We start from the raw sequence: 17,101 nt of genomic DNA on the forward strand, positions 1-17,101 counted from the left end.
AGGCCCGGCCCTTCAAGTGGACCAAGACCGCCGACCAGATCCTCGACCGGATCTGCCGCTACTGCTCACGCATCTCCGAACCAGGTCACTAGGCCCTGTCCGGCGGATCATGTAGGGGCGGGAGGTTGCGGATAGTAATCCCGCCCGCCCATCCGGGCACGTTGCTCAACTCGCCGGCGTGGCATCAAAGCGGATGCGCGCAGCCGACGTGACCGTGATGGAGCGTCCGGCGTACTGGATGGTTGAGAGGGTCGTGTTGTGGTGGGCGATAACCTGAGCGGCCGATGGCGCAGTGCCGGACGGGCGTGCCGGTGTGGTGTGTCCGTCGGAGACCAGCACGAGGTCGTAGCCACGCGAAAGCGCGCTGCGGCTGGTGGAGTCCACGCAGTACTCGGTGGCAAAGCCAGTGACGATCACACGGCGCACCGCTCGCTCGTTCAGCAGATCACCGAGCCCGGTGTCGAGGAACGAGTCCGCGCTGTCCTTGTCCAGCACGGTATCTCCCGGCCGGGGCGCTACCGCCGGATGGACGTCGCTCAAGCCGGCGGGCAGGTCATGGAGCCGTTGTCGCAGGTAGATGATCGGCACGCCGGCGGAGCGAGCCTGCGCGCTGAGGTGGGCGACCCTGCGCAGGCACGTCTCGATGTCATGGGCGTCGCTCAACAAGGCACTCTGCATGTCGATGATGAGCAGTGCGGTGTCCGGCATCCCGCGAGCCTATCCGGCCCGGTCCGCACATTGGATGGGCGAGTGCCGACCTACGACCAGCGAGCCCGACGAGATCAGTAAGCGAAATCGCCTCGGCCCTGTCCCCGCGTCATGCTCGGAGCCAGAGCCGGATTGCTGCGACGATGACGGTGCCGTGGAAGACATAGGCGCGCTTATCGAACCTGGTGCCCACGGCGCGGGAGTTCTTGAGCGCCAAGATGGTCCGTTCCACTTCGTTCCTGCGCTTGTAGATCGTCGTGTCGAAGCCGACGGGCCGGCCGCCCTTGTTGCCGCGGCGGTGGCGGTTGGCCCGCTGGTTCTTCGGCTCAGGGATGGTGTGCTTGATCTGCCGTCTGCGCAGGTAGCAGCGGTTGCGGCGGGAGGAGTACGCCTTGTCGCCGCCGAGTTGGTCCGGGCGGGTGCGGGGGCGTCCGCCGCCCAGGCGGCCAACGCGGATGCCTTCCGTGACGGGGATATCCGGCCCACCGGGCACAGCCCCCGCCGTGGACTGGTCACCGAGACATCCCGCGCCGGCAACCCCGACGCCGTGGCGGAGAAGCAGGACGGATGGGCCCCCGACTCCAAGGTCATGCGCCTACCGCGAAGCCGACGACGGGTTCAAGGAGAACGCCCTCCACGGCGTGCTGTAGCCCGCTCCCTTCGACTGACAGCGGACGAGGCGAGGTCCCGGGCAAAGAATTCCGCGACGCCGCCTCTTGCCCTCTTGCTGGATAGTCGGCCCTGCTACCGGCCCTTGCGAGGCCTGGGGACCTTCGGCAAGAGCTCCCACAAGGGCCGCCCGCCACCGGCCCAGGCCGCAAGGATCTGTCGGTCGGCGAGGTGCATGTTGAGCTGCGAGGCCAGCGGCGCGCAACGTGCGGAGAACCGGCCGTTGGTGACGACCAGGACCACGTCGGCACCGTGCAGTTGGCGGGCGGTGCCGTTGACCCGCTGGAGGTCCGGGGTGCCGACTGCCGAACCCCGGGCACCGGCCTTCCTGTGCTTGCACTGGATCACCCAGGTCCGGCCCATCGGATCGGTGGCCAGGACGTCGGCACCGTTGTCACCGGCTCCGCCTGTCTGCCGGGCGTCGGTACAACCGTCACGGCGCATCAGGTCGCGTACCGCGTATTCGAAATCTCGGTGGTGCAGGGCATCCAGCTGCGGGAGTGCATAACGCAGCGCTTGCTGCTGCACCCGTTGCCACGCCCGTTGCTGCTGGTGCCGGTGCCCCCACCAGGCACCACCCACCGCCGCAGCGGCTGCCAGCAGAACGAGCACCCACCAGTTCGCCGTGAGCCAGGAGACCACCGCCCACGCCACCGCGGCGGCCATGACCCCGACGCCCAGGAGCACCAGGAGGCCCTCCTCCTGCTTCCTTTTGCTCGGGCGCCGCTTACGAGACCGCCGCGCCGGCGGACGGCGCGCGGTCATCGCCCGGCCCCCGACGAGGGAAAGGCAATCGGGTAGGACACGGTCGGCTTCGGTAATGGCTCCGGGCTTTTCCAGGCGGGGAACTTGACCGGATACACACCCGGGGTCGGTCGCGGATATGGCTTTCCGTCAGCCCCGCCGGACGGCCCAGTGTTCCCTCCGCCAAGAACGATGATCCCGACCACGGCCACGATCGCCATTTCCTTGCGCGCACCGGCGGCCCACCGGGAGTGCCCTTTGACCTGCGTTCCGTCCGCCCGCTGATACGGCCTGATCCACGGCACCTGTCATCCCCCTCGAAGTGATCCACGGCGACCGCTCATCGTTTCACCGGGCTCCGACGCTGCATCGAGGAATCCAGACCGGAGGCCGGAAAGAAGCAGATGAATCAAGCCGCAATCGAACAACAACTCGACCTGCGAGAAGGGGAGTTGGGGCCTTCTGTCAGTGGTCCCACTTAGCGTGGACGGTTGCCGGGACCCGCCGGCCTCGCCCCTCTCACTCGAGGAACCCTCAGTCATGACTCGCGTCCGCGCACACCGCCGTGCAGATGGAACCTACGTCCGCGCACACACCCGCCGTACCCGCCCCCGAACCGGTACGGCGACCGCTGCCCCGCGCCGCACCGCCACCCGCCGGAGCACTGTTCGCAGCATCCCGACGGCCCCGGCCGGGCCGGCCGTCCGCGTACGGAGCTATCGGCGGGCGGACGGGACCTACGTCCGCAGTCACGGCCGAGTCCTACCCCAGGGCGTTGTGGTGGCCGCCGGCGCCGGGCTCGGCGGACTGCTGATCCTCTTACTCGTCCTCGCCGCGCTCTCATCCGGAGGAAGCCAGGCCACGCCTGGGGAGAGCTCAGCCCCGTCGGGCTCGATCGCCGTGTCCGCTGCCACCGGTTCCGCGACCGGCAGGTAATTCGAGACGAACAGAGAAGCGGGGGCCGGCCATCAGGCCGGGCCCCTTTTCTCTGCCTTCGGCCCGTGCGACGAGTCGCGGCGCCGGTGCGAGCCTGCCCTGCGGCGGAGGACCGCCCAGGGCCAAGTCTGCTGTCGGCTAGGACGGCGCCGTGCTGCACTCGCAGTCGACGAGCACCCGTGCCACCTCCTTCTCCAGCTCGACGATCCATCCGTCGTTGAGTGGAGCAGGGGCGAACCTTTCCGTCACGAAGTCAGCGGCGACCGGCTCGTGGGCGTTGACCGAGGTGACGAACTCTCCTGGTTCCTGCAGCGGCCAGTCCAGCCGCACCCGGGCGAAGCGTCCGTCCTGCAGGAGCAGAACGACCGTGCGCACCGGGCCGATGCCGTCGACCGTACGGTGCCTTACGTCCGTACGGTCATGCCCTGGTCGAGGGTGGCTCGCTCGGCGTCGTCCAGCTCGGCGGCGCGGAGGAAGCCGGCGACCTTGCCCGGCATGTCGAGAACGACCGGTGGTTCCGGAGCCAGGACGCCCGAGGCGGCGATGGTGTACTCGGGTAGTAGGTCTGCGACGGTGGTACGGATGGCGCGGTGATCCCGGGAGAGAGCCGCGATGGACCGGCCCTCCCAGTACGCGGCACGCACGTCGTCGGTCTTGCCTGCCGGAGCGGCCGGGCGCCGGCCGCCCTTGTTGCCCTTCGCCTCGGCGGCCCGCAGCCCGTCGTAGGTCAGCTCCCCCGTACCTCAACTACTCACACCCGGGTTACGAGCTCGTCGGGAAAGCCGAGGAGAGGGGATGAAGCCTTGCTGCGCGCCTGTGCCGCCCGACATCCGTGTGGCCCGGCACGGCCGGGGCACACGCGTCGCGGAGAGGAAGTCAGCGCTTGTAGGCGTCCTTCGCCTTCTTGTTGGCTCGGCGGGCCTCGCCCTTGGTCTGGCAGGCCCGGCCTTCGGCGGTGAGGTGTCCGTTCCCGACCGCCCGGTCGGCGGGCTCCTTGACCTTTCCCTGGCTGGTGAGCTCGGGAAACACCCTGCGGGCCGGAGTGGTCGGTAGCGGCCACGGCCACTGACCACTCCGGGGGCTCACTGGTGCAGATTGACCCTGCCCGAACCCGCGAGGGCCCGCAGGCCGGAGTCCGTGCACTGGGACATGCTGCTGGTGGGCGTGATGCTGCCGCTGACCTTGGCGCCCGACATCAGGCCGCGTGTGACCTGTCCGGCAAGAAGGCCGTCGCTGATGGAGGAGTTGACGTCGCGGCGCCTCGCCTGGACTGTGGAGGTTCCGACGCGGTGCCCGGACGCGTCCCGCCAGGTGATGGCGGCCTGTCCGTCGAGGGGCGTGACGCTGCTGCAGTTGGCGCGTACGTGGGCGTCGATGTGCACCGTTCCCGTGCGCATCAGCCGTCCGACGGAGGTGGACGACCGGCAGTCGGTGAGGTGCATGGTCGCACGGACGTGGATCTTCCGGGAGACCGTGGTAACAGCCGGGGTCATGACGACCGGATCGCCGGGTGCGGTGCGGATGGCGCAGTCGAGCAGGGCGGCGTCGACGGTCCTGCCCACCGGCACGGCGTCGACGGTCTGGTTCTGCGGCAGGGCGCCGACGGTCTGGTTCTGCGGAAGGGCGAGAGAGCTCAGCAGTAGGACGGCCACCGCGAAAACGCTGCGGGGTACCAGTCGGTTTGCGGTCGGGTGAAGCATGGGGAACTCCTTGGGGCCACGTCGGGTCGGAAGGGCAGGACGGTGGGACAGGCACTCGTCACACCGGTTGGCGGTTGGCTGTGGGGGCTGCGGCGTCGGCGTCGGCGACGCCGTGCTGTGCGGGCGCGTGCACGTCGCCGCCCTGGGGCGGCAGCAGGCTGCTGCACCAGGCGGGCAGCCACCAGTTGGCGCGACCCATGAGCCGCATCAGGGCCGGCGCCAGCACCATGCGGACGAGGGTGGCGTCCAGCGCGATGGCGGTCATCACCACGAAGCCGATCTGCCGCAGGTCCTGACGGTGGGTGGTGAGCAGGCCCGTGAGGGTCACGACCAGCACACCTGCGGCCAGGCTGATGGGAAGCGCCGTGTGCCGCAGGCCGTGCAGGACGGCTGCGGGGTTGTCGCCATGGGTGCGGTGGTGCTCTGCGATGCGGTGGACGAGAAAGATCTCGTAGTCCATCGACAGGCCGAACACGAGAGTGACAGCGATCAGCGGCAGCAGGGGGTTGATGGTGGGGTACCCGAGGCCGGGGGTGATCAGGGTGAGGATGCCGAAGGCGGCACCGACACAGAGCAGGTTCATCGCGATCGCCTTGAGCGGGACGAGAACCGAGCGGAAGACCAGGAAGGTGAGGACGAAGGTGCCGCAGCAGATCACCGCGAGGACCTGCCACATCCGGTCACGGATCTCGGTGGTCAGATCGTGGATGGCCGCGGACGGTCCGGCGATCCGCACGGGCTGCCCGGTGGGCAGCAGTCGGGGCGCGAGGTAGTTGCGCAGGTGGGTGTGGAGCGCGGCCGCGTCGGCGGTGTCCGGCGCCTGGCTCTCGCCGATCAGCAGCAGCGTCAGGTCACGGCCGTTGTCGAGCGCGGCGGCCACGGAGACCCGGGGGTCATCGGCCAGCGCGGTGGACAAGCGCTGAGTGTCGACGGGGCCGTCGTTCACCGGGTGGGGCAGGCCGACCAAGGTGATGCTCGCGATCCTGTCGTCTTCCATTCTGGCCAGTCCGCTACCGGTGGCGGTGCCGGCGAGTACGGACCGGTCCAAGTGCATCGCCGTGTGCAGGCCGAGTACTGGCGCCGTGGCGATGCAGAGAACGAGCGCTGCGGCCGTGGCGTAGCGCCCGGGGTGGCGCATCAGGTGCTGGGTCCACCGTTCCCAGGTGCTGGGGCCCGGCTTCGGGCGGCGCCGTCCCGGCCGCGCCCAGGGCATCGGGCACCAACTCAGGACCCTGTCGCAGGAGATGAGAAGGGCCGGCATCAGAGTGAGTGCGGCTACCGTCGCGGTCGATGCGGCCAGCACTGCGGCGAGCGCCAGGGTCCGCATGTAGGTGATGTCCGTCAGCAGCAGCCCGGACGCGGTGGCGACGACGGCGGTGCCCGCCAGGGCGACGGTGGCACCGGCGGTGGCGGTGGCGGTGGCCTGCTCGGCCGCCCGGCCGGGCGGGAGGCCGTCGGCCCGGCTTCGACGGTGGCGCAGCGTCAGCAGCAGCCCGTAGTCCAGGCCGATTCCGAGGCCGACGGTGGCGACCACGGTCACCGCGGTCGCGTCGACGCCGTGGGAGAACCCGGTCGCTGTCAGGATGCCGAGACTGAGGACGATCGCGGTGCCGGCGAGCAGCAGGACCAGGGCAGCGGCGCCCAGAGAGCCGAGGCCCGCCGCCAGCAGCAGGGTTGCCGCGGGCACCGCGAACATCTCGGCGGACTGCACGTCGCGTGTTGTGCTGCGTGCGAGTTGGGCCAGGACCGGGTCCAAGCCGACCAGGGCGACCGACACCGCGCCCTTCGAGTGGTCGCGGGCAGCCCCCTGTGCCTGTACGTCCAGACCAGGCAGCACGCGGCGGGCGGTGTGCGCGTCGCCGTGAATTCCCACCACCATGTAGGTGTGGTGAGCGTCCTGGAACTCGGTACGGGGAACCGGCAGGATAGCGCTGACCTGCGGATGTTTAGACATCACGGCGGCGACGTCCCGGGTGACGCGCTGGTACGCCGGGCTGTCGGCCGGCAGCCCGGGGGACGCGAACGCCAGCATGACCTGCTGCCCGCCGATGTCCGGGAATCGGTCGGCGACCAGGTCGGATGCGGCGGTCGAGGCCGAGCCGTCGACGGAGAGGTCCGGTGGCTGCAGGGCCCGGGGCAGGGCGGAGAGCGTGATGAGGCTCGCAGTGACCAGGACCAGCCACACGGTCATCACCGCGTACCGGTACCGCACCATGACCTTTCCGATCCGGTGCACCGACGCCTCCTGACGCGCAGCAGATGGGGCCCATTGGGTATCACAGGCGGACGGGAACGGAACGGACGCCACGACCGGCTCTGCCTGCTCGGACGACGTGATCGGCCGGACGGCGCAAGGCGCCCGGGTCCGCCCGGCCGTCCCGCGACGATGACTCGAACGAGTGATGCGCTTGTCGGGTGCTTTGACGTCGGAGGCCGTCGGGCGGTCGTCCGGCGAAGCGCACACGGCGGAGCGCCCTCGTCGCCGGCGGACCTCGTGGGCAGCCGACGTATGTCCTTTCGGCGTGCACCCCCCACAATCAACCGGGTTGGGGTGGGGCGGGGCACTCCCAAGGGTGAACGACACCAACATTGCTTACGGTTAGCACCGGGTCGGCTACTGTCCGACGCGTGATTCAAGTGATGCTCCCCGTTCCGCCCTTTCCGTCCCAGGCCCGGACGCCGTCGATCGCGCCCGGCCCCGGGCGGGCGGACGCCGACGCTGAGGGGCATATGTGCTGACTGCGGTCACCGGTGCCACCGGTTTCCTCGGCATGCACCTGGTGCGGGAGCTTCTGGCGCGACGTCACCGGTTGCTGTTGCTCGCCCGTCCGCATCCGCTGCCGGCGCGGGCGCGCGTCGAGCGGTTCCTGCGGGCGTCCGGCGCGGGCGAGGAGGAGCTTCGCGTGGCACGGACGTGCCTGGAGGCGGTGGAGATCGATCTCGAGGACGGATTTCTGGGCCTGGGGCGAGAGGATTTCCAGCGGCTGGCGGACCGCATCGACGTCCTGTGGCACTGCGCCGGCAACGTCTCCTTCACCGCGTCGCTGGAAGTCGCGCGGCGTACGAACGTCGGCGGCACCCGGCACGTGCTGCGGCTGCTCTCGGCCGGGGAGCGGGCGCCCCTGCTTCACCACATGAGTACGGTCGCCGTGGCCGGCGCCAGGGATGGCGGGGTCGTCGCGGAGGAGGTGCTGGACGCCTCCTCCGGGTTTCACACCCCTTACGAGCAGTCGAAGTTCGAGGCCGAGGCACTTGTCCACCGCTGGGTGTCCGAGGACGGGGGCCGGGCCGTGGTCTTCCGGCCCAGCGGCCTGGTCACCCGTCGTTCCGCGCACCCCGACTGCCCCCGTCACCCCCTTCAGGCGCTCGCCCAGCACGTCGGAGCCATGCTCCGCAGGCACCCCGAACTGGCCGCGGGCACCAAACCTGTGCCGCTGCCGTTGCGTGCGGGCGCCGACACGAACATCCTGCCGGTCGAGCATGCCGTGTACGCGATGGTGGAGGCCGGTGCGCGGCGCGCACCGGGCGGACCCCGCATCTACCACGTGGTCAACCACGCCAATGTGCCCATGACCGAGGTGATCGCGGCTGTCGGCGACCACTTCGCCGTCCGTGTGGACACGGCCTGGCGGCCCCCCACCGGGCAGTGGGACGTGCGGCAGGCGCTGCCGGCGTACGCCTGCTGGCTGACCTGCTCCAGGACGTACGAGGACGGCAACCTCGCGCGGCTCGGCCTCGCCTACCCGGGGCAGCCGGTCGTGGACCGGGACTACGTCGCGACAGCCCTGCGCTGACCGGTCCGCCCTGAGGCGGCCGCCTCCCTCCCTCTCCTCCTCCCTCACGACCTCAAGGAGCCAGCGTTGCCTATGCCGCCTGCACCCGGGCACGACATGCCCATCGCGCTCGTCGGAGTCGCCTGCCGCCTGCCCGGAGGCATCACCTCGCTGGACGAGTTGTGGGCGGCCCTGAACGAGAGCCGCGACCTGGTGACCGAAGTACCCCCGGACCGCTTCAACGCCTCCCGGTACCTCGACCAGGACCCCCGCCGGCCCGGCAAGACCTACACCACCGCCGGGGGGTTCCTGGAGGAATACGACCGGTTCGACGCCGACTACTTCGGCATCTCCCCGCGCGAGGTCGCCCATATGGACCCGCAGCAGCGGCTGCTGCTGGAGATGGCCGTCGAGGCTCTGGACGACGCCGGGATGGACGCCGACCGGATCGCCGGGTCGGACACCGCGGTCTTCGTCGGCAGCGCAGGCTCGGCCGCACTCGCGTTGATGGGCACCCTGCCGGACGAGACGGACGCCTACACGATGACCGGCGGGGCCAACTCCATCGTCTCCAACCGGCTTTCGCACGTCTTCGACTTGCGCGGCCCGAGCATGACCGTGGACACCGCCTGTTCGTCGGCCCTGACAGCGGTGCATCAGGCGTGCGAGGTACTGCGCAGTGGCCGCAGCCGCATGGCGTTCGCGGGAGGTATCGGCCTGCTGCTCGACCCGCACCCGTACGTCGGGTTCGCCAAGGCGTCGATGCTCTCTCCCACCGGCCGTTGCCGCGCCTTCTCGGCTGCTGCCGACGGCTTCGTACGGGCGGAGGGCGGTGGTCTGGTTCTCCTCAAGCCGCTCGCCGATGCCGTCGCCGACGGTGACCGGGTACACGCTGTGATCCGGGCCAGCGGCATCAACAGCGACGGGCGCACCCAGGGACTGGCCCTGCCCAGCAGCGAGGTCCAGGAGGAGTTGCTGCGTACGCTCTACCGGGACGCCGGAGTGTCGGCGGACGAACTGGTCTACTTCGAGGCGCACGGCACCGGCACCCAGGCGGGCGACCGCGCCGAATGCCAGGCCGTCGGCCGCGCACTGGCCACGGCGCGTACCCGGGGACCGTTGCCCATCGGGTCCGTCAAGAGCAATCTGGGGCATCTGGAGGCGGCATCGGCCGTGCCCAGCCTGCTGAAGGCGTGTCTGGTGCTGCGGTACGGGCAGATCCCCGCCACCCTGCACGCCGAGCCGCTCTCCACCGACATCGACTTCGGCGGCCTCGGGCTGGAACCGGTGATCAGCGCCCAACCGGTGCCGTCAGCCGAGGGGCGCGGCCTGGTGGGAGTCAACTCCGCCGGATTCGGCGGCGCCAACGCGCACGTCCTGCTCGGCGCGCCGCCCGTCACTGCCCCGCCGGACGGGACGGGCGGGCGACCGGAGGGCGGAGCACTGCCCGTGCTGGTCTCGGCCCGTTCCGAGAACGCCCTGGCGTCCGCCGTCCACCGGATGGCCGACCATCTGGAGGCCGTCGGACCGGACGGCTTCTATGACGCCGCCTACACCGCCTGCCGCCGCCGACGCGTCCACCCGCACCGCACCGTGGTGCTGGCCCGCACCCCGGAGCAGGCCGCTGACCGGCTGCGGCAGCGGGCGGCCTCCCTGACCGTGCCGCCCCCGCCCGTCGCCGACGGGGCCGGAAGCGGCCGGATCGTGTTCGCCTTCTCCGGAAACGGATCGCAGTGGCAGGGCATGGGGGCGGACCTGCTGGCGGCGGAGCCCGCGTTCCACGCCGCCGTCCAGGAGGCCGACGCAGCGCTGGTACCGTTCCTCGGCTGGTCGGTGGCACAGGAACTCGGTGCGCCGAAGGAGCGCTCCCGGATGGAGCGAACCGAGTTCGCGCAACCCGCCTTGTTCGCACTCCAGCTGGGACTGGTCGCGGTGCTGGCAGAACGGGGCGTACGTCCGGACGTGGTCTTGGGGCACAGCGTCGGGGAGATCGCCGCAGCGTGCGTCGCCGGGGCGCTGGACCTGCCCGCCGCGGCCCGTGTGGTGGCCGAGCGCAGTCGGCTGCAGGCTCCCACCGCCGGCACCGGCCGCATGGCGGCGCTCGGGCTGCCGGAGCGGGAGGCCCGCGCGCTGCTGCTGCCGTACGGCGGGCGACTGGAGATCGCCGCTGTCAACAGCGTGCGAGACGTCACCGTCAGCGGTGACACCACGGCGCTGAGGGACCTGGGCCACCAACTGGCCGACCAGGACGTCTTCTTCCGCCTGCTGGAACTCGACTACGCCTTCCACAGCCGGATGATGGACCCGCTCGCAGGGCCCATGAAGGCGGCGCTGGCCGGACTGCGCCCAGGCACGCTGAGCCTGCCGTTCGTCTCCACCGTCACCGGAGGCCTGTGGCAGGGCGAGGAGGGAGGCCGCCTGGACGCCGGATACTGGTGGCACAACCTGCGGCGCCCCGTTCTGTTCGCCGAGGCAGCCGCTGCCGCGCTGGGGGACGGATGTGGCGCCCTCGTCGAGGTCGGCCCGCATCCCGTGCTTGCGACGTATCTGCGCCGTGCCGCCGAGACAGCGCGGGTGCCGGCCGTGGTCCTGCCCACCCTGCAGCGTCACCGGGCGGGCACGGAAGCGCTGGACGAGACCATCGGTGGCGTTCTGGCCGCCGGGGCCGGGGACTGGGCGACGTTCTTCCCCTCGCCCGGGGAAGTCACCAGCCTGCCACCACAAGCCTGGCAGCGTGAGGCCTACCCGATGCCGCCGGCAGCGTCATGGAACCGTACCTGTGGAGACGGCACCATCGATCATCCGCTGCTCGGCGAACGGGCCGCCGCGCCGGAGCCGAGCTGGCACCAGCACCTCGACCCCGACCGGCTGGCGTGGCTGGCCGACCACAAGGTGGACGGCGCGGTGCTGATGCCGGCCGCCGGCTACATCGAGGCGGCGCTGGCAGCGGGGGACCGGGCGTTCGACGCTCCCGTGGAAATCACCGCGCTGACCTTCCAACCGCTCACCCTGCCGTGGGACGACGCGGACATGAATGTCTGGCTGCACACGTCGCTGTCCGACGAGGACGGGGTGGTGCGCGTGGCAAGCCGTACCGGAGGCCCCGGGCAGCCATGGCGGCCCCACGCCCGCGGCCGGGCGCGGAGCCTGCGCGGCCGGGCCCCCGACCGGATCGATATCGGTGCGCTCCGCCACAAACTGCCGCAACGCGCCGAGGCGGCGGAGGTGTACGACCGGGCCCGCCGCAGCGGCCTGGACTACGGTCGCTGCTTCCGTGTTCTCGAGTACGTCCACGCCGACGGTACCGAGGCGGTGGCCCGCTACCGTGCCGACCACCTGGAGACCGCGGGTTACCTGACGCATCCCGCGATCGTGGACGGCGCCCTGCAGGCAGGCGCCGTGCTGCTGGATGACGCGGAGGACGTGCGCTTCCTGCCCGCGGCCGTTGACACGGTCCGCGCGTGGCGGCCGGCGGCTCCCACCGGGTACGTACGGGCGTTCGCACGCTCCGCCACCGCTGCGGAAGTCGTCTGGGACGTCACCGTCCTCGACGACGACGGTGACGTCTGCCTGGAACTGCTCGGCTGTCGGCTGCGGCGCTTCGACACCGGAACCGGACCGCAGGTCGGTGAATACGTCACCGAACTGCACGCCGTCCCGCGCCCGCACCGCGGCGGGCCGGTGACCTTGCTGCCCCGCCCCCGATCCGACGACAGCGAGGTGTCGGCGGCGGCGCCGGAAGCGGTCCTGTCCGAGGCGGAGACGCACCGCGGCCTCGAACTCATCGACGGTCTGAAGCTGCTGACCGCGCACTTCGCCGTGCGCGCCGTCGAGGAGATCCTTCCCGGTGGTGCGTCGTTCACCTGGGCCGATCTGAGCGGTGCCGGTGTCCTGGCCGAGTACGAGCCGCTGCTCGGCGTCCTGCTTGAAGTGGCTGAGAAACACGGCCTGGTGGCCGGCACGGACGCCTATCGCTCCGGGGGCAAGTGTCGGCTCCTCTCTCCTGCCCGCCCCGTGCAGGTGGTGGGTTCATTGGCGGCCGGTGCCCTGCGGCGCGGGCCGGAGCTGGCTGCGTACGGGATGTGCGGCCAGCGGCTGCCGGAGATTCTGACAGGGCGGTGCGATCCGCTGGAGCTGCTGTTCTCCGAGTCCGGCCGGCATCTGACCGAGGAGCTGTACACCTCCTCGCTCCAGTCCGAGGTCGCCAACCGCGCCATCCGTTCATGTGTGCGCGCCTTGGTCGAAACCTGGCCCGCCGACCGCCCGTTGCGTGTCCTGGAGGTCGGCGCCGGGACCGGCGCAACGACCCGGGCGGTCCTGCCCCATCTGCCGCGTCAGCGCACCCAGTACGTGTTCACCGACGTGTCGGAGTCCTTCTTCCCCCGGGCCCGGGCCAAACTGGCGGCCTACGACTTCGTCGAGTACCGGGCGCTGGACCTCAACCACGACCCCCAGGAGCAGGGGTGTACGGAGGGATCCTTCGACCTCGTCCTCGCCTCCAACGTTCTGCACGCCACTGAGGACGTCCGCGCCTCGCTCCGCCGCCTGTCCCACCTCCTCGCGGACGGCGGCCACCTACTGGTCCAGGAAATGCACGACACCGCGACCTGCGCGCTGGTGTTCGGGCTTCTGAAGAGCTTCTGGAACCGCACGGATCTCGCGGAACGCCCCGACACCCCGCTGCTGGCGCTGCCGCGCTGGCGGGAGCTGCTGCGGGAGAGCGACTTCGGTGACATGATGCCGGCCCACATCGACGGTGACCTGGCCCAGGTGGCCTCGGCGTTCGTCGCACAGCGGGCATCCCGCGCCGGCACTGTCGCGGTGCCGCCGCTGCCGCAGGCGCCCTCGGGTTCCGCGTGGTTCGTTGCCGGGGAACCGGACTGTGAGCTGTCGGCCGGACTCGCCGCCACGCTGACCGCGGTCGGCGGTGCCGTGCACACCACCGGCCTGGACACCACCGCCGACATCTGGACCGGACTGCTACCGAGCGGCGACCCAGCCACCTCGTCGGTCACCGTGGTCCTGGTCATCGACACCGATCCCGGCGCATCGACACTGACCGCGCGGGAGGCCACCGCCCGCTCGGTGCGCTACGCGGCGGCCCTGCGGGCTGTGGCGACCGCGATGTCACGCATGCCCTCCGACATCCCCCGCGCCCTGTGGTTGGTGACGCCGACCGAAGGCGCCACCCCCGCGCCCGAGCCCGCGACCGTGCCCGCCGCCGCGGCCTGGGGGATGGCACGCTCTCTCGCCAACGAGCACGCCCGGACCGCAGTCCGGCGGCTTGCCGCCGACTACGGCGGCGGCGAGCCGGACGCCGTGCACCGGATCGCTGCGGAGTTGCTGGACCCGGACGACGAGGACGAAATCGTCACCACGCGTCACGGTCGGTACGTGCCTCGCGTCACGCGCCGTCCGGCCACACCCGGGGCGGTCACCTGGCAGAAGCCGGCCTTCTACTCCCTGCGGGTCCAGAGGCCGGGCCCCGCTTACGATCTGGTGTGGCGGCCCACGCCGCCGCCCGCGCCTCCCGGCCCCGGCGAGGTGACCATCGAAGTCCGTGCGGCCGGACTGAACTACCGGGACGTCCTGCAGGCCCAGGCCATTCTGGCACCGCAGCCCGGTACCGATGACAGCCGGGAGCACCCGGCGGGCTACGAGTGTGCCGGGGTCGTCACCGCTGTCGGAGAAGCGGTGTCCTCCCTTGTTCCCGGTGACCGGGTCTGCGCCCTCGGCCGTGGCTCGCTGAGTTCGCACCTGACCGTCGACGCGCAAGTGGTGAGTCCTCTCCCGGACGACCTGGATTTCGTCGCGGCGGCCACCATCCCGCTCGCCTCCCTCACTGCCCAGTACAGCCTCGGACACGTCGCCAGGCTGACCCGGGAACAAACCGTCCTCATCCACGCGGCCGCCGGCGGAGTCGGCCTCGCCGCCGTCCAGTACGCCCAACGGGTCGGGGCGCGTGTCATCGCCACCGCCGGCACTCCGCACAAGAGGAACCTGCTGCGTCTGCTCGGCGTCGAACACGTCGCCGATTCGCGCACCCTCGACTTCGCCGAGCAGGTCCTCGAGGACACCGACGGGCGCGGGGTCGATGTCGTCCTCAACTCGCTCAGCGGGGAGGCCGTCACCCGCAGCCTGGAACTGCTGAAGCCCGGTGGTCACTTCGTCGAGCTCGGCAAACGCGACTTCCATGCCAATGAACGCCTCCTGCTGGGACCGTTTCGGCGCGCCCTGACCTTCTCGGCCGTCGACCTCAACGAGATGGTCCTGAACAACCCGGAACAGGCCAAGCACCACTTGGACCGGCTCTCCGCGGGCATCGTCGACGGCGACTTCCGGCCGGTGCCGCACTGGGTACGGCCGGTGGCGGACGTCGCTGAGGCGTTTCGCCTGCTGCAGCACTCGCACCACGTCGGCAAGCTCGTCCTCACCTACGACCAGCCGCCGCCCCTCACCCCTCACCCCACGCAGGCGCCGCTCGACCCGGAGGGCACCTACCTGGTGACCGGCGGACTCACTGGTTTCGGGGCGGCCAGCGCGCATTGGCTCACCAAGCGCGGGGCCCGCCACCTCGCTCTGGTGGGACGCCGGGGCGCGCAGACCCCCGGTACGCCGCACATGCTGGACGAGCTGCGCGCGCAGGGCGTGCAGGCGACGGTGCACGCGGCCGATGCCGCCGACATGGACGCCATGCGCGCTGTCTTCCAGGACGCCGACGACCGCGGACACCCGGTGCGTGGTGTCGTGCACGCCGCCATGCATCTGGACGACGCCCCCCTCACCGACCTCGACGACGCGCGCGTCGCGGCGGTCCTCACACCGAAGATCGGTGGAGCGGTCGTCCTGGACGAACTGACCCGCGGCAGGCACATGGACCTCTTCGTTCTGTACTCCTCGGCCGCCGCGCTCATCGGCAACCCACACCAGGGCCCCTACGCCGGCGGCAACCTCGCCCTGGAGTGCCTGGCCCGTGCCCGCCGCAGGCGGGGGGAGACCGCTCTGACCGTGCAGTGGGGCGGTATCGACGAGGCCGGTTACGTCGCGCGGTTGCAGCTCGGCAGGATGCTGGAGAGCAAGGGCCTGGGCCTACTCACCCTTCGTGACGCGTTCACCCGTCTGGACAAGCTCCTTGCCGAGCGGACCGAGATCGTCACCGTCGCCAGGATGACCTGGGAGGCGCTGCGCTCGTTCTGTCCCGCGGCGGATGCCCCACGTCTGAAGCTGGTCCTCGCACCCGCGAAGGACGTGGCCGGGCACAGCACCGAAGACCTGCGCCACCAACTGGCCGTCCTGCCGGCCCCGGAGGCCCGTAGCCTAGCCCTGACGGCACTGGCCGAACTGGCCGCCACCGTGTTGCAGTCCTTGCCCGAACGGCTGCCGGTGGATCGGCCGCTGGGCGAACTGGGCATGGACTCATTGATGGCCGCCGAACTCGCGGTCCTCGTCCAACGGCACTTCGACCGCGAGATCTCCACCATCCAGGCGATCGCCAACCCCACGCTGACCGCACTGGCCGACCTCGTCCTCAAACAGGAGGTGCCTCGAAACGCCGGTGTGACGGTGCCCTCCCAGCAGACCGGCGCCCCGTGGACCGAGGCTCCGGCAGCACGGCCATGAGCACACGCCCGGTGTTCCCGTCCGTGGGTGGGTGGGCGAGGACACCGGGCGGTTATGGACAACGAGCCGTTGGCGGTGGTGAAGCCCCCGGCGCCCCCGCCGTGCCGACCCGGAAGGATTTCCCGAGGTGACCCTGCACGAAGGCACGGAAGCCGTTGTCACCCACTCCCGATGGCTCGCGGGTGCCGCGCGGCTTCCGCGCCACGCGGTGCGCCTGTACTGCCTGCCCTTCCTGGGCGGGCCCGCCGATTTCTTCCTGCCCCTCGTGCGTGAGCTCCCGAGCTGGGTGGAGCCATGCCCCGTCGAACTGCCCGGCTACGGGAAGCGTTTCCGGGAGCCCGCCGTACGCAATGTGCTGGAGCTGGCCCGGTTGCTCGCCGAAGTGATCGACCACGACCGAGCGGGACGTCCGTACGCCATCTTCGGCCACTGCGCCGGCGGCCTCCTCGCCTTCGAGGCGACGCGGCATCTCAGGCTTCGGGCGCGCCCGCAGCCGACACTGCTTGCTGTCTCCTCGACCCACCCGCCCCACCAGTGGCACCACATGACCGCCGCGCTGAAGACACGACCTTTGCAGCGCCTCAAGCCGCTCCTCCTGGAACTCGCCGCACAGCGTTCGCTGCATGTGGCCAGCGCCGAGGCAGTCACCAAGCGCGAGGTGACGGCCTACCTGCGGTACCGGCACGCGGAAGAAGCACCACTCGACTGCCCGATCAGCGTCTTCGGCGGACGGGAGGATTCACTCGTCGTACCGGAATGCCTCAGTGCCTGGGCCGACCTGAGCCACGGCCGCGTCCGCCACCGGATCTATCCGGGCCGGCACTTCTACGTCGACGGACATTGGCCCGACATCGCGCGCAGTCTCACGCGGGACCTGCAGGAGGCGCTCGGTCTGCCCCGCACGCCCTGAGGGCTGCCCTCGTGCTCCCCGGCGGATGCACGACGACAGCT

General features: G+C 70.9%; 10 protein-coding genes and 1 pseudogene. 3 read left to right on the top strand and 8 right to left on the bottom strand.

Annotation, left to right across the window (positions count from 1 at the left end; translation table 11 throughout):
- Positions 1–165 precede the first annotated feature (165 nt).
- The 8 genes and pseudogenes from ACIREO_RS35060 to ACIREO_RS35095 all read right to left on the bottom strand — a co-directional run bounded on the left by ACIREO_RS35060 (position 166) and on the right by ACIREO_RS35095 (position 6,993).
- Entirely contained in the window at positions 166–708 is a 543-nt protein-coding gene (locus tag ACIREO_RS35060; protein ID WP_404117854.1) for an isochorismatase family protein, read from the bottom strand.
- 109 nt (positions 709–817) lie between these two features.
- Positions 818–1,171, bottom strand: a pseudogene (locus tag ACIREO_RS35065) (IS5/IS1182 family transposase); the annotation flags it as partial.
- A 281-nt stretch (positions 1,172–1,452) separates the two neighbouring features.
- Positions 1,453–2,064, bottom strand: coding sequence for a restriction endonuclease (locus ACIREO_RS35070; protein ID WP_404117856.1), 612 nt, complete (start codon positions 2,062–2,064; stop codon positions 1,453–1,455).
- Between the two features lie 1,131 nt (positions 2,065–3,195).
- A complete protein-coding gene (locus ACIREO_RS35075) occupies positions 3,196–3,432 on the bottom strand; it encodes a hypothetical protein (protein ID WP_404117858.1) in 237 nt (78 codons plus the stop codon).
- Positions 3,433–3,461: 29 nt separating this feature from the next.
- Positions 3,462–3,701: a hypothetical protein gene (locus ACIREO_RS35080; RefSeq protein ID WP_404117860.1), complete on the bottom strand. Its 240-nt coding sequence runs from the start codon at positions 3,699–3,701 to the stop codon at positions 3,462–3,464.
- Between the two features lie 232 nt (positions 3,702–3,933).
- Positions 3,934–4,086, bottom strand: a complete 153-nt coding sequence (locus ACIREO_RS35085) for a CsbD family protein (RefSeq protein WP_404117862.1) — start codon at positions 4,084–4,086, stop codon at positions 3,934–3,936.
- 53 nt (positions 4,087–4,139) lie between these two features.
- Complete coding sequence (locus ACIREO_RS35090; protein WP_404117865.1) at positions 4,140–4,709, bottom strand: hypothetical protein; 570 nt, start codon at positions 4,707–4,709, stop codon at positions 4,140–4,142.
- Between the two features lie 106 nt (positions 4,710–4,815).
- On the bottom strand, positions 4,816–6,993 hold the full coding sequence (locus tag ACIREO_RS35095) for an MMPL family transporter (protein ID WP_404117868.1): 2,178 nt from the start codon (positions 6,991–6,993) through the stop codon (positions 4,816–4,818).
- Positions 6,994–7,489: 496 nt separating this feature from the next.
- Here ACIREO_RS35095 and ACIREO_RS35100 point away from each other — a divergent pair, with 496 nt between their 5' ends.
- From ACIREO_RS35100 to ACIREO_RS35110, 3 genes are all read left to right on the top strand, one after another.
- Complete coding sequence (locus tag ACIREO_RS35100) at positions 7,490–8,551, top strand: SDR family oxidoreductase (protein WP_404117871.1); 1,062 nt, start codon at positions 7,490–7,492, stop codon at positions 8,549–8,551.
- A gap of 72 nt (positions 8,552–8,623) precedes the next feature.
- A complete protein-coding gene (locus ACIREO_RS35105; RefSeq protein WP_404117873.1) occupies positions 8,624–16,150 on the top strand; it encodes an SDR family NAD(P)-dependent oxidoreductase in 7,527 nt (2,508 codons plus the stop codon).
- Positions 16,151–16,277: 127 nt separating this feature from the next.
- Positions 16,278–17,060: a thioesterase II family protein gene (locus ACIREO_RS35110; protein WP_404117876.1), complete on the top strand. Its 783-nt coding sequence runs from the start codon at positions 16,278–16,280 to the stop codon at positions 17,058–17,060.
- Positions 17,061–17,101 lie beyond the last annotated feature (41 nt).

It is taken from the genome of Streptomyces sp. NPDC102441, from assembly GCF_044765585.1.
In the GTDB taxonomy this organism is placed as follows: domain Bacteria; phylum Actinomycetota; class Actinomycetes; order Streptomycetales; family Streptomycetaceae; genus Streptomyces.

What these genes read in the sequence shown, in the direction of transcription:
- ACIREO_RS35060 (WP_404117854.1), bottom strand. Translation starts at nt 708, where the DNA reads ATGCCGGACACCGCACTGCTCATCATCGACATGCAGAGTGCCTTGTTG.
- ACIREO_RS35105 (WP_404117873.1), top strand. Translation starts at nt 8,624, where the DNA reads ATGCCGCCTGCACCCGGGCACGACATGCCCATCGCGCTCGTCGGAGTC.